The sequence below is a fragment of the Streptomyces sp. NPDC058195 genome (assembly GCF_042883525.1).
Taxonomy (GTDB): domain Bacteria; phylum Actinomycetota; class Actinomycetes; order Streptomycetales; family Streptomycetaceae; genus Streptomyces.
In genome coordinates this window covers 1-15,582 of record NZ_JBHVVM010000019.1, presented here as the reverse complement: position 1 = coordinate 15,582, position 15,582 = coordinate 1, and the positions used below count along the sequence as shown (strand labels likewise).

At 73.8% G+C, this 15,582-nt stretch carries 13 protein-coding genes; 9 read left to right on the top strand and 4 right to left on the bottom strand.

What is annotated here, in order from left to right; all coding sequences use genetic code 11:
* Positions 1 to 21: 21 nt before the first annotated feature.
* A complete protein-coding gene (gene radA / locus ACFVWY_RS23035) occupies positions 22 to 1,434 on the bottom strand; it encodes a DNA repair protein RadA (protein WP_389875455.1) in 1,413 nt (470 codons plus the stop codon).
* A gap of 194 nt (positions 1,435 to 1,628) precedes the next feature.
* On the opposite strand from radA, the gene ACFVWY_RS23030 reads away from it, so the two are divergent.
* Positions 1,629 to 3,413, top strand: a complete 1,785-nt coding sequence (locus ACFVWY_RS23030) for a hypothetical protein (RefSeq protein WP_389875453.1) — start codon at positions 1,629 to 1,631, stop codon at positions 3,411 to 3,413.
* Between the two features lie 22 nt (positions 3,414 to 3,435).
* Here the strand turns inward: ACFVWY_RS23030 and ACFVWY_RS23025 are convergent, their stop codons facing one another.
* Positions 3,436 to 4,296, bottom strand: a complete 861-nt coding sequence (locus ACFVWY_RS23025; protein WP_389875450.1) for a hypothetical protein — start codon at positions 4,294 to 4,296, stop codon at positions 3,436 to 3,438.
* A 107-nt stretch (positions 4,297 to 4,403) separates the two neighbouring features.
* Here ACFVWY_RS23025 and ACFVWY_RS23020 point away from each other — a divergent pair, with 107 nt between their 5' ends.
* From ACFVWY_RS23020 to ilvD, 3 genes are all read left to right on the top strand, one after another.
* Positions 4,404 to 5,351: a Ppx/GppA family phosphatase gene (locus tag ACFVWY_RS23020; RefSeq protein ID WP_389875448.1), complete on the top strand. Its 948-nt coding sequence runs from the start codon at positions 4,404 to 4,406 to the stop codon at positions 5,349 to 5,351.
* Positions 5,352 to 5,438: 87 nt separating this feature from the next.
* A complete protein-coding gene (locus tag ACFVWY_RS23015; RefSeq protein WP_389875446.1) occupies positions 5,439 to 6,266 on the top strand; it encodes a sugar phosphate isomerase/epimerase family protein in 828 nt (275 codons plus the stop codon).
* A gap of 128 nt (positions 6,267 to 6,394) precedes the next feature.
* Positions 6,395 to 8,245, top strand: a complete 1,851-nt coding sequence (ilvD, locus tag ACFVWY_RS23010; protein WP_389875443.1) for a dihydroxy-acid dehydratase — start codon at positions 6,395 to 6,397, stop codon at positions 8,243 to 8,245.
* A gap of 76 nt (positions 8,246 to 8,321) precedes the next feature.
* Here ilvD and ACFVWY_RS23005 read toward each other — a convergent pair whose 3' ends face one another.
* Complete coding sequence (locus ACFVWY_RS23005; RefSeq protein ID WP_389875440.1) at positions 8,322 to 10,529, bottom strand: serine/threonine-protein kinase; 2,208 nt, start codon at positions 10,527 to 10,529, stop codon at positions 8,322 to 8,324.
* A gap of 132 nt (positions 10,530 to 10,661) precedes the next feature.
* Between ACFVWY_RS23005 and ACFVWY_RS23000 the strand changes: the two genes are divergently transcribed.
* The 4 genes from ACFVWY_RS23000 to proC all read left to right on the top strand — a co-directional run bounded on the left by ACFVWY_RS23000 (position 10,662) and on the right by proC (position 13,465).
* A complete protein-coding gene (locus tag ACFVWY_RS23000; RefSeq protein WP_389875438.1) occupies positions 10,662 to 11,006 on the top strand; it encodes an SH3 domain-containing protein in 345 nt (114 codons plus the stop codon).
* Between the two features lie 123 nt (positions 11,007 to 11,129).
* The gene (locus ACFVWY_RS22995; protein ID WP_389875435.1) at positions 11,130 to 11,678 is read left to right on the top strand and encodes a hypothetical protein; all 549 of its coding nucleotides are present in this window, start codon (positions 11,130 to 11,132) and stop codon (positions 11,676 to 11,678) included.
* Positions 11,679 to 11,755: 77 nt separating this feature from the next.
* Positions 11,756 to 12,583, top strand: a complete 828-nt coding sequence (locus ACFVWY_RS22990; RefSeq protein WP_389875432.1) for a class I SAM-dependent methyltransferase — start codon at positions 11,756 to 11,758, stop codon at positions 12,581 to 12,583.
* 72 nt (positions 12,584 to 12,655) lie between these two features.
* A complete protein-coding gene (gene proC, locus ACFVWY_RS22985; RefSeq protein ID WP_389875430.1) occupies positions 12,656 to 13,465 on the top strand; it encodes a pyrroline-5-carboxylate reductase in 810 nt (269 codons plus the stop codon).
* 32 nt (positions 13,466 to 13,497) lie between these two features.
* Here proC and ACFVWY_RS22980 read toward each other — a convergent pair whose 3' ends face one another.
* Positions 13,498 to 14,094: a cysteine hydrolase family protein gene (locus ACFVWY_RS22980; RefSeq protein ID WP_389875428.1), complete on the bottom strand. Its 597-nt coding sequence runs from the start codon at positions 14,092 to 14,094 to the stop codon at positions 13,498 to 13,500.
* A gap of 122 nt (positions 14,095 to 14,216) precedes the next feature.
* On the opposite strand from ACFVWY_RS22980, the gene ACFVWY_RS22975 reads away from it, so the two are divergent.
* Complete coding sequence (locus ACFVWY_RS22975; RefSeq protein ID WP_389875426.1) at positions 14,217 to 15,227, top strand: GlxA family transcriptional regulator; 1,011 nt, start codon at positions 14,217 to 14,219, stop codon at positions 15,225 to 15,227.
* Positions 15,228 to 15,582 lie beyond the last annotated feature (355 nt).

Below are 15,582 nucleotides of genomic sequence, written 5' to 3'. Positions count from 1 at the left end.
CGGGCGAGACCAGGGCAAAGTCTACCGGCGTGCGCCCTCCTCCTGGGGGGCCTGTGCGCGAGACCGGCGCGGGAGGACTCTGAGCGCGTCGCCCATGTTGGCGACTTCTGTGACCTTCATACCGGCGGGGACCTTTCCCGGATCGGGCGGCACCAGCGCGTGCGTGAAGCCCAGGCGGTGTGCCTCGGCCAGCCTGCGCTGCACCCCCGTCACCCTTCTGACCTCGCCCGCGAGCCCCACCTCGCCGATCGCCACCAGGTTCTTCGGCAGGGGGGTGTCACTGGCGGCGCTGGCCAGCGCCAGCGCCACCGCGAGGTCCGCGGCGGGCTCCGAGAGCTTCACTCCGCCCACCGTCGCGCTGTAGATGTCGCGCTTGCCGAGCGCGCTGATCCGGCCGCGCTGCTCCAGGACCGCGAGCATCATCGACACCCGGGAGGTCTCCAGACCCGAGGTGGTGCGCCGGGGCGAGGGGATCTGGGAGTCGACCGTGAGCGCCTGGACCTCGGCGACCAGCGGCCGCTTGCCCTCCAGCGTGACGGTCAGGCAGGTGCCGGGGACCGGCTCGTCGCGCCGGGTGAGGAAGAGGCCGGAGGGGTCGGCGAGACCCGTGATCCCTTCGTCGTGCAGTTCGAAGCAGCCGACCTCGTCGGTCGCTCCGTACCTGTTCTTGACGCCCCGTACGAGACGCAGGCGGGCATGGCGGTCGCCCTCGAAGGACAGCACCACGTCGACCAGGTGCTCCAGCAGGCGGGGGCCCGCGATCGCCCCCTCCTTGGTGACGTGTCCGACCAGGAGCGTGGACATGCCGCGCTCCTTCGAGGCCCGGATCAGGGCCCCGGCCACCTCCCTGACCTGAGCCATGCCGCCCGGCGCGCCCTCGATCTCCGGCGAGGCGACGGTCTGTACGGAGTCGAGGATGAGGAGGGAGGGCTTGACGGCGTCCAGATGGCCGAGGACGGCGGAGAGGTCCGTCTCGGCGGCGAGGTAGAGGTGGTCGCTGATCGCGCGGATACGGTCGGCGCGCAGCCGGACCTGGCTCGCCGACTCCTCGGCGGTGACGTAGAGCGTGCGGTGCTCGTCGCTCGCCGACTTGGCGGCCACGTCCAGCAGCAGCGTCGACTTGCCGACGCCGGGCTCGCCCGCGAGGAGCACGACGGCGCCCGGCACGAGACCGCCGCCGAGCACCCGGTCCAGCTCACCGACACCGGTCGTCCGGGCGGTGGCCTGCCGGCTGTCGACCTGGCCGATGGGGATCGCGGCGGTGCTCACCCGGCCGGCCGCGGTGGTCCGCACGGCGGGGGCGCCGCCGAACTCCTCGACCGTCCCCCACGCCTGGCATTCGGGGCAGCGGCCGAGCCATTTGGCGGTCGTCCAGCCGCATTCGGAGCAGCGGTAGGACGGCCGGTCCTTCGCGGATTTCGTACGGGCAGCCATGGGGCCCACCGTATAGGTGCGGTACGACAACGCCGCCGGTCGCCGTGCGGGGCCCGGGAGCCAGCGGCTGTCAGGCCCCGACGCCTGGCGGAATGGGGGATTCCTGTCCCCTTTTGAGCGATACGTTCACCCGTAAGGATTAAAAGTGCTGAAGGCGAGCTAAAGGTGTGCCGGGTGCTGCCTACGGTCGCAAGGTGACGAGCAGCGGTCTGGAGCCCCCCACACACACCACCGGCGCACACCGGACGCGGCGCAGTGCGCCCCGCCTTTCGGCGTATGCCCCGTCTCCCCTGCCCTCGTCCTCGCCGTCGCACCAGCCGCCCGCCCGTGACGAACCGCACCTCGACGGCCTGTTCACCTACTGCCTCTCGGTGCTCTGCGACCACGACGCCGCCACCGAGGCGCTCGGCGGCGTGCTGGCGATCGCGGAGCGGCAGGGCGGCCGGTGCCCGGCCGACGAGGAGGAACGTAAATCCTGGCTGTACGCGCTGGCCCGGTGGATGTGCCTGCGCAAGCTCACCGAGCAGAGGCAGGGCCGCCAGGCGCACCGGCGCGGGACGGGGGCGACCGCTCCGGGGGCGCGCACCGGGCGGCGTACCTCACGGACGCCGCCCGGTGCCGCCTCGGCTCCGAACGCCCCCGAGGCCGAAGCCGCCGAGGCGCACCGCCGCGAGCTGGCCCAGCTGGCCTGGCCCGAGGCGGCGGGCACCACCCCCGAGCAGCGCGAAGCGCTCGAACTGGCGGTGCGCCACCGCCTCGCCCCGCACGCCGTCGCCTCCGTCCTCGGGCTCGACCCGGTGGCCGCCCGCGAGCTGCTGGCCGCCGCCGCCTGCGAGGTGGAGCGCACCCGCGCCGCCCTCGCCGTCGTCGAGACGGGCAACTGCCCCACCGTCGCCCGGCTCACCGGCGAGCACCGGGTCCTGCTCTCCGCCGCGCTCCGCCGCGAGCTGGTCCGCCACGTCGACGACTGCCCCCGCTGCCGCAGGGCCGCCGAGCGGGCCGGGGCCGAGGGGCCCTGGCCCGGCGCCACCGTCGCCCCGGCCGCCGTACTGCCGGTCGTCCCGGCGCCCCGCCGCTCGGCGTACGTCGCGATGGCCCACGCCCAGCGCAACCGCTCCGGCGGCCCGCGCTTCGACCGGGCGGGCTTCCCGGTGGACCCGAAGGACCACGCCGCGCGCCGGGTCCGGCTGCGGGCCAGGGTCGTCACGACGACGGTGGTCGCCACGGTGGTCGCCGCCCCGGTGATCGCGCTCTGGACCGCCTACCGCGGAGCGCCGCAGACCGGCGAGGGCCGGGGCGGCGCGACGATCTCCGCCACCGAGAGCGAGGCCCGCAGTGACGCAGGAACCTCGGACGGCCACTACGAGAACGCGGGAAACGCCCGTCCCCGGCCCGGCACCGGCTTCGAGGACGGCCGGGCCCCGGACGTCTCGGTGGAGGTGACCGGCTCCGGGACCGGCCGCCCCGGCGCGGGCGGCCTCAGCGTCGAGGCCCGCACCTCCGGCGGCGTCACCCGCATCCGGCTGACCGCCTCGGGCGGGGCGCCGGTCGCCTGGTCGGCCCGCGCGGACGCCTCCTGGGTGCGGCTGAGCCGCCCCTCGGGCACGCTCGCCGCGGGCGGGTCCACCACGCTCCGGGTCCTGGTGGACCACCGGCGGGAACCGGCCGGTCCGTGGAGCGTGCGCATCGCGCTCGCCCCGTCCGGCTCGGCCGTGGTGGTCCGGGGGCACGGGGCGGCGCCGCCCGCCCCCGCCGTTCCGGTCCGCCCGGCAGGGCCTCTGGTCATCGCCCGGCAGCCCAGGCCCTCGCCAGGCCCCGCGTCGCCCACGGACGCGGCCCCCGGCGACCCGGCGCCCACGCGCACGCCCACGTCCACGTCCATGACGACCGCGGCGGAGCCGGAGCCGGGCGGTCACCCCCCGGCGTCCCCCGGCCCCTCCGGCTCCACGGCCGTCGCGGACCCGGCCCCGTCCGGCTGACCTCCCGAAGGGACCGGCGGGCTCAGGCCGGGTCGGCCGGGTGCGGGGCCATCGGCAGCAGCGCGGACATCCGCTCCTCGCACAGCCCGGCCAGCCGCTCGTACGCCGCCTCGCCCATCATCTCGGTGAGCTCGGGCCGGTAGGAGACGTACACCGGCTCCCCGGCCCCGTGCGCCGAGGTCGCCGAGGTGCACCACCAGTGCAGGTCATGACCGCCGGGGCCCCAGCCCCGGCGGTCGTACTCACCGATCGACACCTGGAGCACCCGGGTGTCGTCGGGCCGGTCGATCCAGTCGTACGTGCGCCGGACCGGCAGCTGCCAGCAGACGTCCGGCTTGGTCTCCAGCGGCTCCCGGCCCTCGCGCAGCGCCAGGATGTGCAGCGAGCAGCCCGCGCCCGCCGCGAACCCCGGCCGGTTCTGGAAGATGCACGAGCCCTTCCAGCGCCGCGTCTGGCGCTCACCGTCCTCGTCGGTCTCGACCCAGCCGGTCCCGGTGCCGACGTCGTGGAACTGCCACAGCTCCGGCGTCAGCCGCGCGACGTGCCCGGCCACCCGCCGCTCGTCGTCCTCGTCCGAGAAGTGGGCGCCCAGCGTGCAGCACCCGTCGTCGGCGCGGCCCGCCTGGATGCCCTGGCAGCCGCTGCCGAAGATGCAGGTCCACCGGGAGGTCAGCCAGGTCAGGTCGCAGCGGAAGATCTGCTCGTCGTCCGCGGGGTCCGGGAACTCGACCCACGCGCGGGCGAAATCGATCCCGGTCTCGTCCTCGGCCCCGTCCGCGGCCGGATCCGGTCCGTTCACTTCCTGCGGCATCTCCTGCTTCGCCTTCTGCTTCTTCGCACTCTTCGTGTTTTTGCCCGGCTTCGCCTTTTTCGTCTTTGGCACGTGCCAAGCGTACGGCCGGCCGGTGACCGGACGGCGGGCCGGAGCGGGGGCGGGAAGGGCCCCGGCCACCCGTCGGAGCGGCTTCGGGCCCCGGTAGCGTTCCGGGTATGAGACTCGGAGTCCTGGACGTGGGTTCGAACACGGTGCACCTGCTGGTGGTGGACGCGCACCCCGGCGCGCGCCCGCTGCCCGCGCACTCGCACAAGGCGGAGCTCCGCCTGGCCGAACTCCTCGACGCCGAAGGGGCGATCAGCCCCCAGGGCGTGGACCGGCTGGTCGCCACGGTCGCCGACGCCCTCCAGGCCGCCGAGGACAAGGGGTGCGAGGACGTCCTGCCGTTCGCCACCTCCGCGGTGCGCGAGGCGAGCAACGCCGACCGGGTGCTGGCCCGGGTGCGTGAGGAGACCGGCGTCGACCTCGCCGTCCTCAGCGGCGCGGAGGAGGCCCGGCTCACCTTCCTCGCCGCGCGCCGCTGGTTCGGCTGGTCGTCGGGCCGACTGCTGGTGCTGGACATCGGCGGCGGTTCGCTGGAGGTCGCGTACGGCGTCGACGAGGAGCCGGACGCGGCGGTCTCGCTGCCGCTCGGGGCGGGCCGCCTCACCGCCGGATGGCTGCCGGGAGACCCGCCGGACCCGGCCGACGTGAAGGCGCTGCGCCGTCACGTCCGCGCGGGTATCGCCCGCAGCGTCGGGGAGGTCACCCGCCTCGGACGCCCCGACCACGTCGTGGCCACCTCCAAGACCTTCAAGCAGCTCGCCCGGATCGCGGGCGCCGCGCGCTCCGCCGAGGGCCTGTACATCCAGCGCAACCTCTCCCGCAAGGCGCTGGAGGACTGGGTGCCCAGGCTGGCCGCGATGACCGCCCGGCAGCGCGGCGCACTGCCCGGCGTCTCCGAGGGGCGGGCCGGTCAGCTGCTCGCCGGGGCGCTGGTCGCGGAGGGCGCGATGGACCTGTTCGGGGTCGAGGAGCTGGAGATCTGCCCCTGGGCGCTGCGCGAGGGCGTCATCCTGCGCCGCCTGGACCACCTGCCCGCGGAACGGGCCGCGCTGGGCTGAGGAGCGCTGCGCCCCGGCCGCCATGGCCCTGCTCACTTTCCGCGGTGACCCCTCGGCGGGGCGTACCGCTGCCCGTACGCTGTCCCAGTGGCAGAACCAGTGGTGCGCATCCCGGATGCGAAGGTCGCCCTGTCGACGGCTTCGGTCTACCCGGAGTCGACGGCGACGGCCTTCGAGATCGCCGCGCGTCTGGGCTACGACGGCGTCGAGGTCATGGTGTGGACCGATCCCGTCAGCCAGGACATCGAGGCACTGCGGCGGCTCTCGGACTATCACGGGGTGCCGATCCTGGCCGTCCACGCGCCCTGCCTCCTGATCACCCAGCGCGTCTGGTCCACCGATCCGTGGGTGAAGCTCCAGCGCGCCCGGAAGGCGGCCGAGCGGCTGGGCGCGACGACCGTCGTGGTCCACCCGCCGTTCCGCTGGCAGCGCGGTTACGCGCGCGACTTCGTCACCGGCGTCTGGCGCATGGCCGACGAGACCGACGTGCGGTTCGCGGTCGAGAACATGTACCCCTGGCGCTACCGGGACCGCGAGATGCTCGCGTACGCCCCCGACTGGGACGTCACCCACGACGACTACCGTCACTTCACCGTGGACCTCTCGCACACCGCGACGGCCCGCACCGACGGCATGGCGATGGTCGGGCGGATGGGCGACCGGCTCGCCCACATCCACCTCGCCGACGGCAAGGGCTCCAACAAGGACGAGCACCTGGTGCCCGGCCGCGGCGACCAGCCCTGCGCCGAACTCCTGGAGCACCTGGCCCGTACCGGCTTCGACGGCCACGTCGTCATCGAGGTCAATACCCGCCGGGCGATGTCCGCCGCCGAACGCGAGGCCGACCTGGCGGAGGCGCTGGCCTTCACCCGGCTCCACCTGGCCTCGTCCCCGACCGGGACGCCGCGCGCGTAGCGCGGGCCCCTTTCCGTACCGCCCGCACACCGAGCGGCGTATCCCGCATATCGGACACCGTGTCCAGATCCTGGAGCCGGGGCGTACGCTGCGAAGGCAGTCTTCATACGTCGAAGGAGCGAGAGACGATGCCCCAGCTGAGGTCCCGCACTGTCACTCACGGCCGCAACATGGCGGGCGCCCGCGCCCTCATGCGGGCCTCGGGCGTAGCGAGCGAGGACATCGGCAAGCCGATCATCGCCGTCGCCAACTCCTTCACCGAGTTCGTCCCCGGCCACACCCACCTGGCGCCGGTCGGCCGGATCGTCTCCGAGGCCATCAAGGCGGCGGGCGCCGTGCCCCGCGAGTTCAACACCATCGCCGTCGACGACGGCATCGCGATGGGCCACGGCGGGATGCTCTACAGCCTCCCCTCGCGCGACCTGATCGCCGACTCGGTCGAATACATGGTCGAGGCGCACTGCGCGGACGCGCTGATCTGCATCTCCAACTGCGACAAGATCACCCCCGGCATGCTGATGGCCGCGATGCGCCTCAACATCCCGACGGTCTTCGTCTCCGGCGGCCCGATGGAGGCCGGCAAGGCCACCCTGGTCGACGGCACGGTTCGCAAGCTCGACCTGATCAACGCGATCACCGACGCCGTCGACGAGAACATCTCCGACGAGGACATCCTCCGCATCGAGGAGAACGCCTGCCCCACCTGCGGCAGCTGTTCCGGCATGTTCACCGCCAACTCGATGAACTGCCTGACCGAGGCCCTCGGCCTCTCCCTCCCCGGCAACGGCTCCGTCCTCGCCACCCACACCGCCCGCCGGGCGCTGTACGAGGAGGCCGGGCGCACGATCGTCGAGATCACCAAGCGCCACTACGAGCAGGACGACGCGACGGTCCTGCCCCGCGCCATCGGCACCCGCGCCGCCTTCGACAACGCCATGGCCCTGGACATCGCCATGGGCGGCTCCACCAACACGATCCTGCACCTGCTGGCCGCCGCGCAGGAGGCCGAGCTGGACTACGGCCTGGCCGACATCGACGCCGTCTCGCGCCGCGTCCCCTGCCTCTCGAAGGTCGCCCCCAACGTCGCTCCCGGCGGTACGTACTACATGGAGGACGTGCACCGGGCCGGCGGCATCCCCGCCATCCTCGGCGAGCTGCACCGGGCCGGACTGCTCGACGAGAACGTGCACGCGGTCCACTCCGACTCCCTCGACCAGTGGCTGAAGGACTGGGACGTCCGCGGCGGCTCCCCGTCCCCCGAGGCCGTCGAGCTGTGGCACGCCGCACCCGGCTGCGTCCGCTCCGCCACCGCCTTCTCGCAGTCCGAGCGCTGGGAGACCCTCGACCTCGACGCCGCGGGCGGCTGCATCCGCGACCTGGCGCACGCCTACTCCAAGGACGGCGGTCTGGCGGTCCTCAAGGGGAACCTCGCGGCCGACGGCTGCGTCGTGAAGACGGCGGGCGTCGACGAGTCGATCTGGACCTTCGAGGGCCCGGCGGTCGTCTGCGAATCGCAGGAGGAGGCCGTCGACAAGATCCTCCGCAAGGAGATCAAGGAGGGCGACGTCGTCGTCATCCGCTACGAGGGCCCGCGCGGCGGTCCCGGCATGCAGGAGATGCTCTACCCGACCTCCTTCCTCAAGGGCCGCGGTCTCGGCAAGAGCTGCGCCCTGGTGACCGACGGCCGCTTCTCCGGCGGCACGTCGGGCCTGTCCATCGGCCACGCCTCACCGGAGGCGGCCTCGGGCGGCACGATCGCCCTGGTCGAGGACGGCGACCGGATCAGGATCGACATCCCGGACCGGTCGATCGAGCTGCTGGTCCCCGAGACCGAGCTGGCCGCCCGTCGCGAGGCGCTGAACGGCGCGTACGCCCCGAAGGACCGCGACCGCAAGGTCAGCGCCGCGCTGCGGGCCTACGCGGCGATGGCGACGAGCGCCGACCGGGGCGCGGTGCGCGACGTGTCCAGGCTCGGCTGAACCACCGTGCGTCCCGGACCCCGCTCCGGCTGGTGAACCGCTGTGCGTCGCGGACCCCGCTCCGGCTGGTGAACCCTCACCAGCGGGCGGGGTCCTCGCCGTCCACGGCGAACACCGACCCGTCCGGCGCCGTCCCGAGGACGGCCCGGCCCGCCACGACCGGGGCGGGCAGCTCGGAGGAGTAGCCGAGCCGCCCGTCGCGCAGCCGCGGGCCGGTCTGCCCCAGCAGCCTCCCGCGCGCGGTGTCCACGGCCAGCAGCCGCCCGTCCGCCGCCGAGAAGTACAGCCGGTCCCCGGTGGCGAGCACCGGCGCGGAGGTCCGCCCGGCCGCGGTCTCCAACTGCCAGCGCACCGGGCGCCCGCCGCCCGCGCCGCTCTTCGCGCCGGTGCCGACGGCCACCAGCGTCCCGCCGCGCCCCAGCAGATACGCGGTGTCCCCGCCCACCACGACCTCCGGCTCGTTCATCCGGAACGGCAGCGCGGTCCGGACGGCCTTCCCCGTCCCCGGGTCGTAGCGGACCAGCCCGACCGTCTGGGTGTCCCCGTTCATCGCGGTCAGCACGAGCGCCCCGCCCGAGGTCCCCACCGGGGTCAGCATCCCGTCCAGCCGCCGCTGCCAGGCCGTGCGGCCGGAGGCGGCGTCGACGGCGGTGACCAGCGTGCTCGACCCGTACGACGAGTGCTCGAAGGCGTAGGCCAGTGCGGTGTCCGCGTCGTACAGCGCGTAGTCCGGGCGCCGGTGCCCGGCGAGCGCGTGCCGCCACAGGGAGACCCCGGTCGCGGAGTCCAGCGCCTCGGTCGTGCCGTCCTCGGCGACCAGCAGCAGGACGTCGCCCGCACCGAAGGGGGTGCCCACGTACGGGGAGAGGTCGGCGGCCCAGACCTGCTCGCCCCCGGCGGGGTCGTACGCCCGGATCTTTCCGTCCGGCACCGCCGTGTGCACCAGGCCGCCGGAGACCGACACCACCCCGGCCGCGGTGCCGCCCCCCGTGGCGTGCCGCGACCACAGCACCCGGCCGTCGGCGGGGTCCAGCCGGGCGGCCCCGGCCCCGCCCGCCGCGCAGTACAGCGCGGAGCCGTCGGCCGCGGTGCAGACCGGCGTCGCCCCGCCGCCCGTGCGCAACGCGGTCCGCCACGGCGAGAACGTCTCCGCGGGGCTCTCCGCAGGGCCTTCCACCGGCCCCTTCGCCGCCCCCGCCCCGCCGGAGCCGCCGGGCACCACGCCCGAGCCCACGGCCCACGCCCCGCCCGCGCTCATGACCAGCAGCGCCGCCGTGGCCACCAGCCACCGCCGCTTGCCGCCGCCCGGCCCCGCCCGTCCGGGCCGCGCCGCCGCCCGCACATGCGTATCGACGTCGGCGGCGCCCGCCGCACCGCCGGACGCGGGCCCCGGCCCGGGTGCGAGGACCGGGCGGGCGGGAGGCCGCCGCTGCGACGGTATGAACGAGGCCGCGTCGTACGACGGAGGACGCAGCGTCGCCATGATCTCGTCGGGGGTGGGCCGCCCGGCGGGATCCTTCGTCAGGCACCGTCCGATCAGCGGGGCCAGGTCCTCCGGCACCCCCGTCAGATCCGCGTCGTCGTGCACCACCTGGTAGGCCACGATGTACGGGCTGTCCGAGTCGAACGGCCCCCGCCCCGTCGCCGCGTGGACGAGCACGGCCCCCAGCGCGAACACATCGGCGGCGGGCCCGACCTCGCGCGGCCGCTGGAACTGCTCGGGCGCCATGTACGGCGGCGAACCGACCAGCTTGCCGGTCTCGGTGCGCAGATCGCTGTCGTAGGGGCGGGAGATCCCGAAGTCGATGACCTTGGGCCCGGAGTCGGCGAGCAGCACGTTGCTCGGCTTGAGGTCGCGGTGGATCACCCCGGCCCGGTGGATGTCGCGCAGCGCCTCCGCGAGCCCCGCGGTCAGCCGCCGCAGCTCGGCGGGGGCCATCGGGCCGTTCCGCTTCACCTGGTCGGCGAGGGTCGGGCCGGGAACGTACAGGGTGGCCATCCAGGGGCGGCCGGCATCCGGATCGGCGTCGACGACCGGCGCGGTGAAGGCGCCGCTGACCCGACGGGCCGCCCCGACCTCCTGCCGGAAACGCGCCCTGAACTCGGGGTCCGAGGCGTACTGCCGGTGCACCACCTTGACGGCGAGCTGGAGCCCGGAGGCGGAGCGCGCCAGATGCACGACGCCCATGCCGCCCGCGCCGAGACGTGCCTGAAGACGGTACTGGCCCGCGTAGTCCGGATGTTCCGCTTCCGGACCGGCTCCGGTACCTCGCAGCGGCGGCATCGCCCACCCCCGTGTGTTCCTCCGCAAGCGCGACGCACGGAGCCTAGTCGATGGTGCGTGCGATCCGGAGGGGGCTTGTAGCCTGCGCGTCGTACATGTCGTACGGATCCGTCTTTCAACGGGGGAGGCCTCATGGCCATGGACGAGCAGACCGGAACAACGACCGCCCAGACGGACGCCGACGCGTCCGGGACCACCGACGTCGAGGCGCTCGCGGCGGACGACGACGTCACCCGGTACCCGATCGCACCCGGCTACCGCGTCAACGTCCGCCGTGGACCGGGCACGCAGTACGGCATCGTGCGCACGCTCCCGTACGGGGTGAAGGTGGCGGTCTACTGCCAGAAGGTGGGCGAGCGGGTCACCGGCCCGTACGGCACCTCGAACATCTGGGACAACATCGCCAACGGCCAGTTCGTCGCGGACGCCTACGTGCGCACGGGCAGCGACGGCTACATCGCGCCCCGCTGCGACTGACCGGCACGGCTCCCGGCGCGCCCTTCGCCGCGTGCGCGGTTCGTGTCCGCTTGTCCGCGTGCGCGGTTCGCGTCCGCCCGGCACCGCGTCCGCCCGGTGCCGGGCCCGGGGATAATCGGCTTCGTGAGCGAGAACAGCGAAGCCCCCGGCACCGGTGCCGCGCCCGGTTCCACCACGCCCGGCCCCCGGCCCGAGCCACTGCGCTTCTTCGGGACGACCTGGGTCGACCACAGCGGGGGGTACGGGCTGCGCCGGGCGGGCGCCGCGATCGGTTCGCTGGCCGCCGCGGTGGGCGCCTGCTACGTCCTGCGCTTCGCCTTCCAGGGCCTTGAGATCGCCGACGTCGACAACTTCGTCGGCATCCTGGTGGTCCTGATGTTCGCCATCTGCAGCGCCGTCGCCTTCCGCAAGACCTGGGAGGGCTTCGGCCGCCGCCCCGCCGATCCGGCGCGCGAGGCCAGCCTGCGCGGCATCAAGACGATCGGCTTCGTCGGCTCGCTGCTCGCGTACTTCTTCCGCACGTTCCGGGAGGCGCCGGGCGAAGGGCTGCACCGCGAGGAGTACGAGGCGGCCCTGACCCGCTACGAGAAGCGCCGCTCGACGCGCACCGGGAACCCCGCGGCCCGCAAGCGGGGCAAGGCCGCCCAGTCCAAGCGCCCCAAGCGCACGTAGTACCGCGTCGCGGGCCTGGTGCCCCGTACCCCTGGCGGGCCTGGTGCCCCGCACCCCTCGTGGACCACGATGACCCCATGAACCCCGCCGACGCCACCAGCCCCGCTGCCGCCGACGCCACCGGCCAGGCCGACGCCGGGACCGCCTCCGCCCCGCCCGCCTCCCGCGCCCTCTCCTTCGACCGCGCCGCCGCCCAGTACGCCGCCGCCCGCCCCGGCTATCCGCCCGCACTCCTCGACGCCGTCGAGGAACTGGCCCGCCGCCCCCTGCGCGGCGCCCGCGCCGCCGACATCGGCGCCGGCACCGGCATCGCCACCCGGCTCCTGCACGAACGCGGTGCCCGGGTCACCGCCGTCGAGCCCGGCGCGGGCATGGCGGCGGAACTGCACCGCGCGCTCCCGCACCTGCCCGTGGTGCGCGGCGACGGCAACCGCCTCCCCCTCGCCACCGCGTCCGCCGACCTGATCACCTACGCCCAGTCCTGGCACTGGACCGACCCGGTCCTGGCCGCAGTGGAAGCGGTACGGGTCCTTCGCCCCGGCGGCGCCCTCGCCCTGTGGTGGAACGTCTCGGACCACGCGGTCCCCTGGGTCGCCGAGCAGGACGCCCGCCTCCGCCGCTTCCTCGGCGCCGGTGAATCCGCCCACGGCTCGCCCGCCCTTGCCCGGGAGCTGCCGCCCGCGCTCGGCTTCGCGCACCGCCTGCTGCCCTGGACCCGGCGCGTGTCCCTCGACACCCACCTCGCCAACCTCGCCAGCCACTCCGCCTTCCTGGTCATCGGCGACGCACCCACCAGGCGCTTCCTCGCCGGGGAACGCGACCACCTCACGAAGGTCTTCCCGGACGGCACGGTCGAGGAGACCTACACCGTCCAGCTGTACGTGGCGATCAGCCCGGCCTCCTGAGGGAGGATGGCGGCCACGAGCACCGAGACACGAGCACCGAGAACCGTCAGCACCGCCCGGAGGGTGAACCACATGGCCCAGACAGTCGCAGTCCTCGGCACCGGAAAGATCGGCGAGGCCCTGCTCAGCGGCATGATCCGGGCGGGCTGGCGCCCGGCAGACCTGTTGGTCACCACCCGCCGGGCCGAGCGCGCCGAGGAGCTCCGCGACCGTTACGGGGTCGACTCCGTCGACAACGCCGAGGCCGCCGCCCGCGCCGACATCCTCATCCTGGCGGTCAAGCCCCAGGACATGGGCCGCCTCCTCGACGAGCTCGCCGCGCACCTCACCCCCGGCCGCCTGGTCATCAGCGCGGCCGCGGGCATCACCACCGCGTTCATCGAGGAACGTCTCACCGCGAACACCCCGGTCGTCCGCGTCATGCCGAACACCCCGGTCCTGGTCGACGAGGGCATGTCCGTCATTTCGGCGGGCAGCCACGCCACCGCCGGGCACCTCGCCGCCGCGGAGGCGATCTTCGGCGGTGTCGGCAAGACCCTCCGCGTCCCCGAGTCCCAGCAGGACGCGGCGACCGCCCTGTCGGGTTCGGGCCCCGCGTACTTCTACTTCCTGGTCGAGGCGATGACCGACGCGGGCATCCTGCTCGGACTGCCCCGCGCCCAGGCCCACGAGCTGATCGTCCAGGCCGCGATCGGCGCCGCCGTGATGCTCCGCGACAGCGGCGAACACCCCGTCAAGCTGCGCGAGGCCGTCACCAGCCCGGCGGGCACCACCATCAGCGCCATCCGCGAGCTGGAGAACCACGGCGTACGGGCCGCCCTCATCGCCGCCCTCGAAGCCGCCCGCGACCGCAGCCGCGAACTCGCCTCCGGCAACGGCTGACCGCTGCCCCGCCCGGTCCGGACGAGGCGGCCCTACCCCGCGGCGGCGATCAGCTCCGCACTGCTCACCACCTTCGCGAACCCACCGCCGTGCAGCGACACGGCGGTGGCCCGCGCCAGTTCGTCCGCGCCCAGCACCCACCCGTACGGCCCGGTCAGACCGAAGGTGTACGTGGCGTCCAGCGCGAAGAACACCTCGTATCCGAGGTTCCCGCCCATCCGGGCCGTCGTCTCCGCGCACATATTCGTCTGCACCCCGGCCACCACGAACTGCCGGATCCCGCTCCGGTCCAGCCACTCCCTGAGGTCCGGCGTCCCGTAGAACGCGGAGTTCACGCTCTTCGTCAGCAACAGCTCGGGCCCGCTGCCCCTCCCGCGCCGCTCCTCCACGTACCCCTGGAAGCCGTTCCCCGGCTGCCCCGCCCGCAGCGGTGAGTCCGGCTTGAGCGAGTCGTGCCGTACGAACACCACCGGCCGCCCGCTCGCCTGCCAGGCATCGATCAGCCCGGCGATGTTCCCGTCGGCCGCCGGATTGTTCCGCGTCCCCCAGTACGCCTCCTCCTCGAAGCCGCGCTGCACGTCGATCACGACCAACGCCGCGTCCGTGTCGATCTCCCGCTCCGCCCTCATCTCCGCCGCCTTCCGCGTTCTAGTCCCTGTCTGCGTCTCCTGCTCCATGCCGACGATCCTGCCGCCCCGTATCTCCGCGCCCCAGAGGCCGAAAAGCCATCGACCGATGGTTTACTGCCACGATGACGCCTCCCGACGGCCCTACCCGTGTCGCGCTCGTCTGCTTCCCCGGCATCCGCGCCTTCGACGTCACGGTCATCGGCGAGGTCTGGGGTGTCGACCGCACCGATCGAGGTGTCCCGCCCTTCGACCTGCGCCGCGCCGCCGCGGACCCGGCTCCGATCCCCCTGCGCGGCGGCCTCTCCCTCACCCCCGACAGCACCCTCGGCTGGCTCGCCCGCGCCGACCTGATCGTCGTTCCCGGCCTGGACGACCAGCTGACACCGGCTCCGGCCCCGGTCCTCGCCGCCCTCCGCCGCGCCCATGCCCGGTCCACCCCGATCGCCGCCCTGTGCGGCGGGGCCTTCACCCTCGCCCAGGCGGGCCTCCTGGACGACCGGCGCGCAGTCACCCACTGGAACCTCACCGGCCTCCTCCGCACCCACCACCCCCAGGTACGGATCAGTCAGGACGCCCTCTTCGTCCACGACGACAACCTCTGGACCTCGGCGGGCACCGCCGCTGGCATCGACCTCTGCCTCCACCTCGTACGCACCGCCCATGGCGCCGAGGCCGCCGCCACCATCGCCCGCTCGATGGTCACGGCCCCTTTCCGTACCGGAACGCAGGCCCAGTTCATCGAGCACCCGACCCCCCGCGCCGACCGCGACGCGGACACCCTCGCGGCGGTACGGGCCTTCGCCCTGACCCATGTGGCCGAACCCCACACGGTCGCCTCCCTCGCCGCCCGCGCCGGAATGTCCCCCCGCACCTTCGCCCGGCATTTCCAGGCCACCACCGGGACGACCCCGCTGCGCTGGCTGATCACCCAACGCGTCGCCGCGGCCCAGAAGCTCCTGGAGCGCACCGACCTCCCCCTCCCCGAGGTAGCCCGCCGCACGGGCTTCGGCAGCGAGATCACCATGCGCCAGCACTTCGCGACCCACCTGTCCATCAGCCCGCGCGACTACCGCCGCGCCTTCCACAGCCGACCGGCCTCAGCCGGGGTTGACACGGGCAGCCTCGATCCGTAATGTGCTCCGAGTTGTCCGACGTGAGCGCCGACTCCGGTCGGTCCCCGGACAGCCATTCCGCAGTAGCCACTTCTGACCAGCGACATCTGTCGCCGGGCTTTCCGTGCGCATTTGTGGAATGAGGAATCCGCGTTCGAAGGAACGCCCCCGATTAGCGTCGGGGCCAAGGAATCCGCTAAAGTCTCACTCGTCGGAACGGCCCAAGGGCCAGGAAGACAAACCCCCCTGACTGGGAATCAGGCCCGAAAGGATCTGATAGAGTCGGAACCGCCGGAAAGGGAATCGCGGAAGCGAGGAACTGGAAAGCGAATCCCGCTTCGACTGGGAATCGGCACTCGAAAGAGTCTGATAGAGT

Bases quoted from the DNA above. Each gene is read 5' to 3' on its own strand.
- radA (WP_389875455.1), bottom strand. From the start codon at position 1,434: ATGGCTGCCCGTACGAAATCCGCGAAGGACCGGCCGTCCTACCGCTGC.
- ACFVWY_RS23020 (WP_389875448.1), top strand. From the start codon at position 4,404: ATGAGACTCGGAGTCCTGGACGTGGGTTCGAACACGGTGCACCTGCTG.
- ilvD (WP_389875443.1), top strand. From the start codon at position 6,395: ATGCCCCAGCTGAGGTCCCGCACTGTCACTCACGGCCGCAACATGGCG.
- ACFVWY_RS23005 (WP_389875440.1), bottom strand. From the start codon at position 10,529: ATGCCGCCGCTGCGAGGTACCGGAGCCGGTCCGGAAGCGGAACATCCG.
- ACFVWY_RS23000 (WP_389875438.1), top strand. From the start codon at position 10,662: ATGGCCATGGACGAGCAGACCGGAACAACGACCGCCCAGACGGACGCC.
- ACFVWY_RS22990 (WP_389875432.1), top strand. From the start codon at position 11,756: ATGAACCCCGCCGACGCCACCAGCCCCGCTGCCGCCGACGCCACCGGC.
- proC (WP_389875430.1), top strand. From the start codon at position 12,656: ATGGCCCAGACAGTCGCAGTCCTCGGCACCGGAAAGATCGGCGAGGCC.
- ACFVWY_RS22980 (WP_389875428.1), bottom strand. From the start codon at position 14,094: ATGAGGGCGGAGCGGGAGATCGACACGGACGCGGCGTTGGTCGTGATC.
- ACFVWY_RS22975 (WP_389875426.1), top strand. From the start codon at position 14,217: ATGACGCCTCCCGACGGCCCTACCCGTGTCGCGCTCGTCTGCTTCCCC.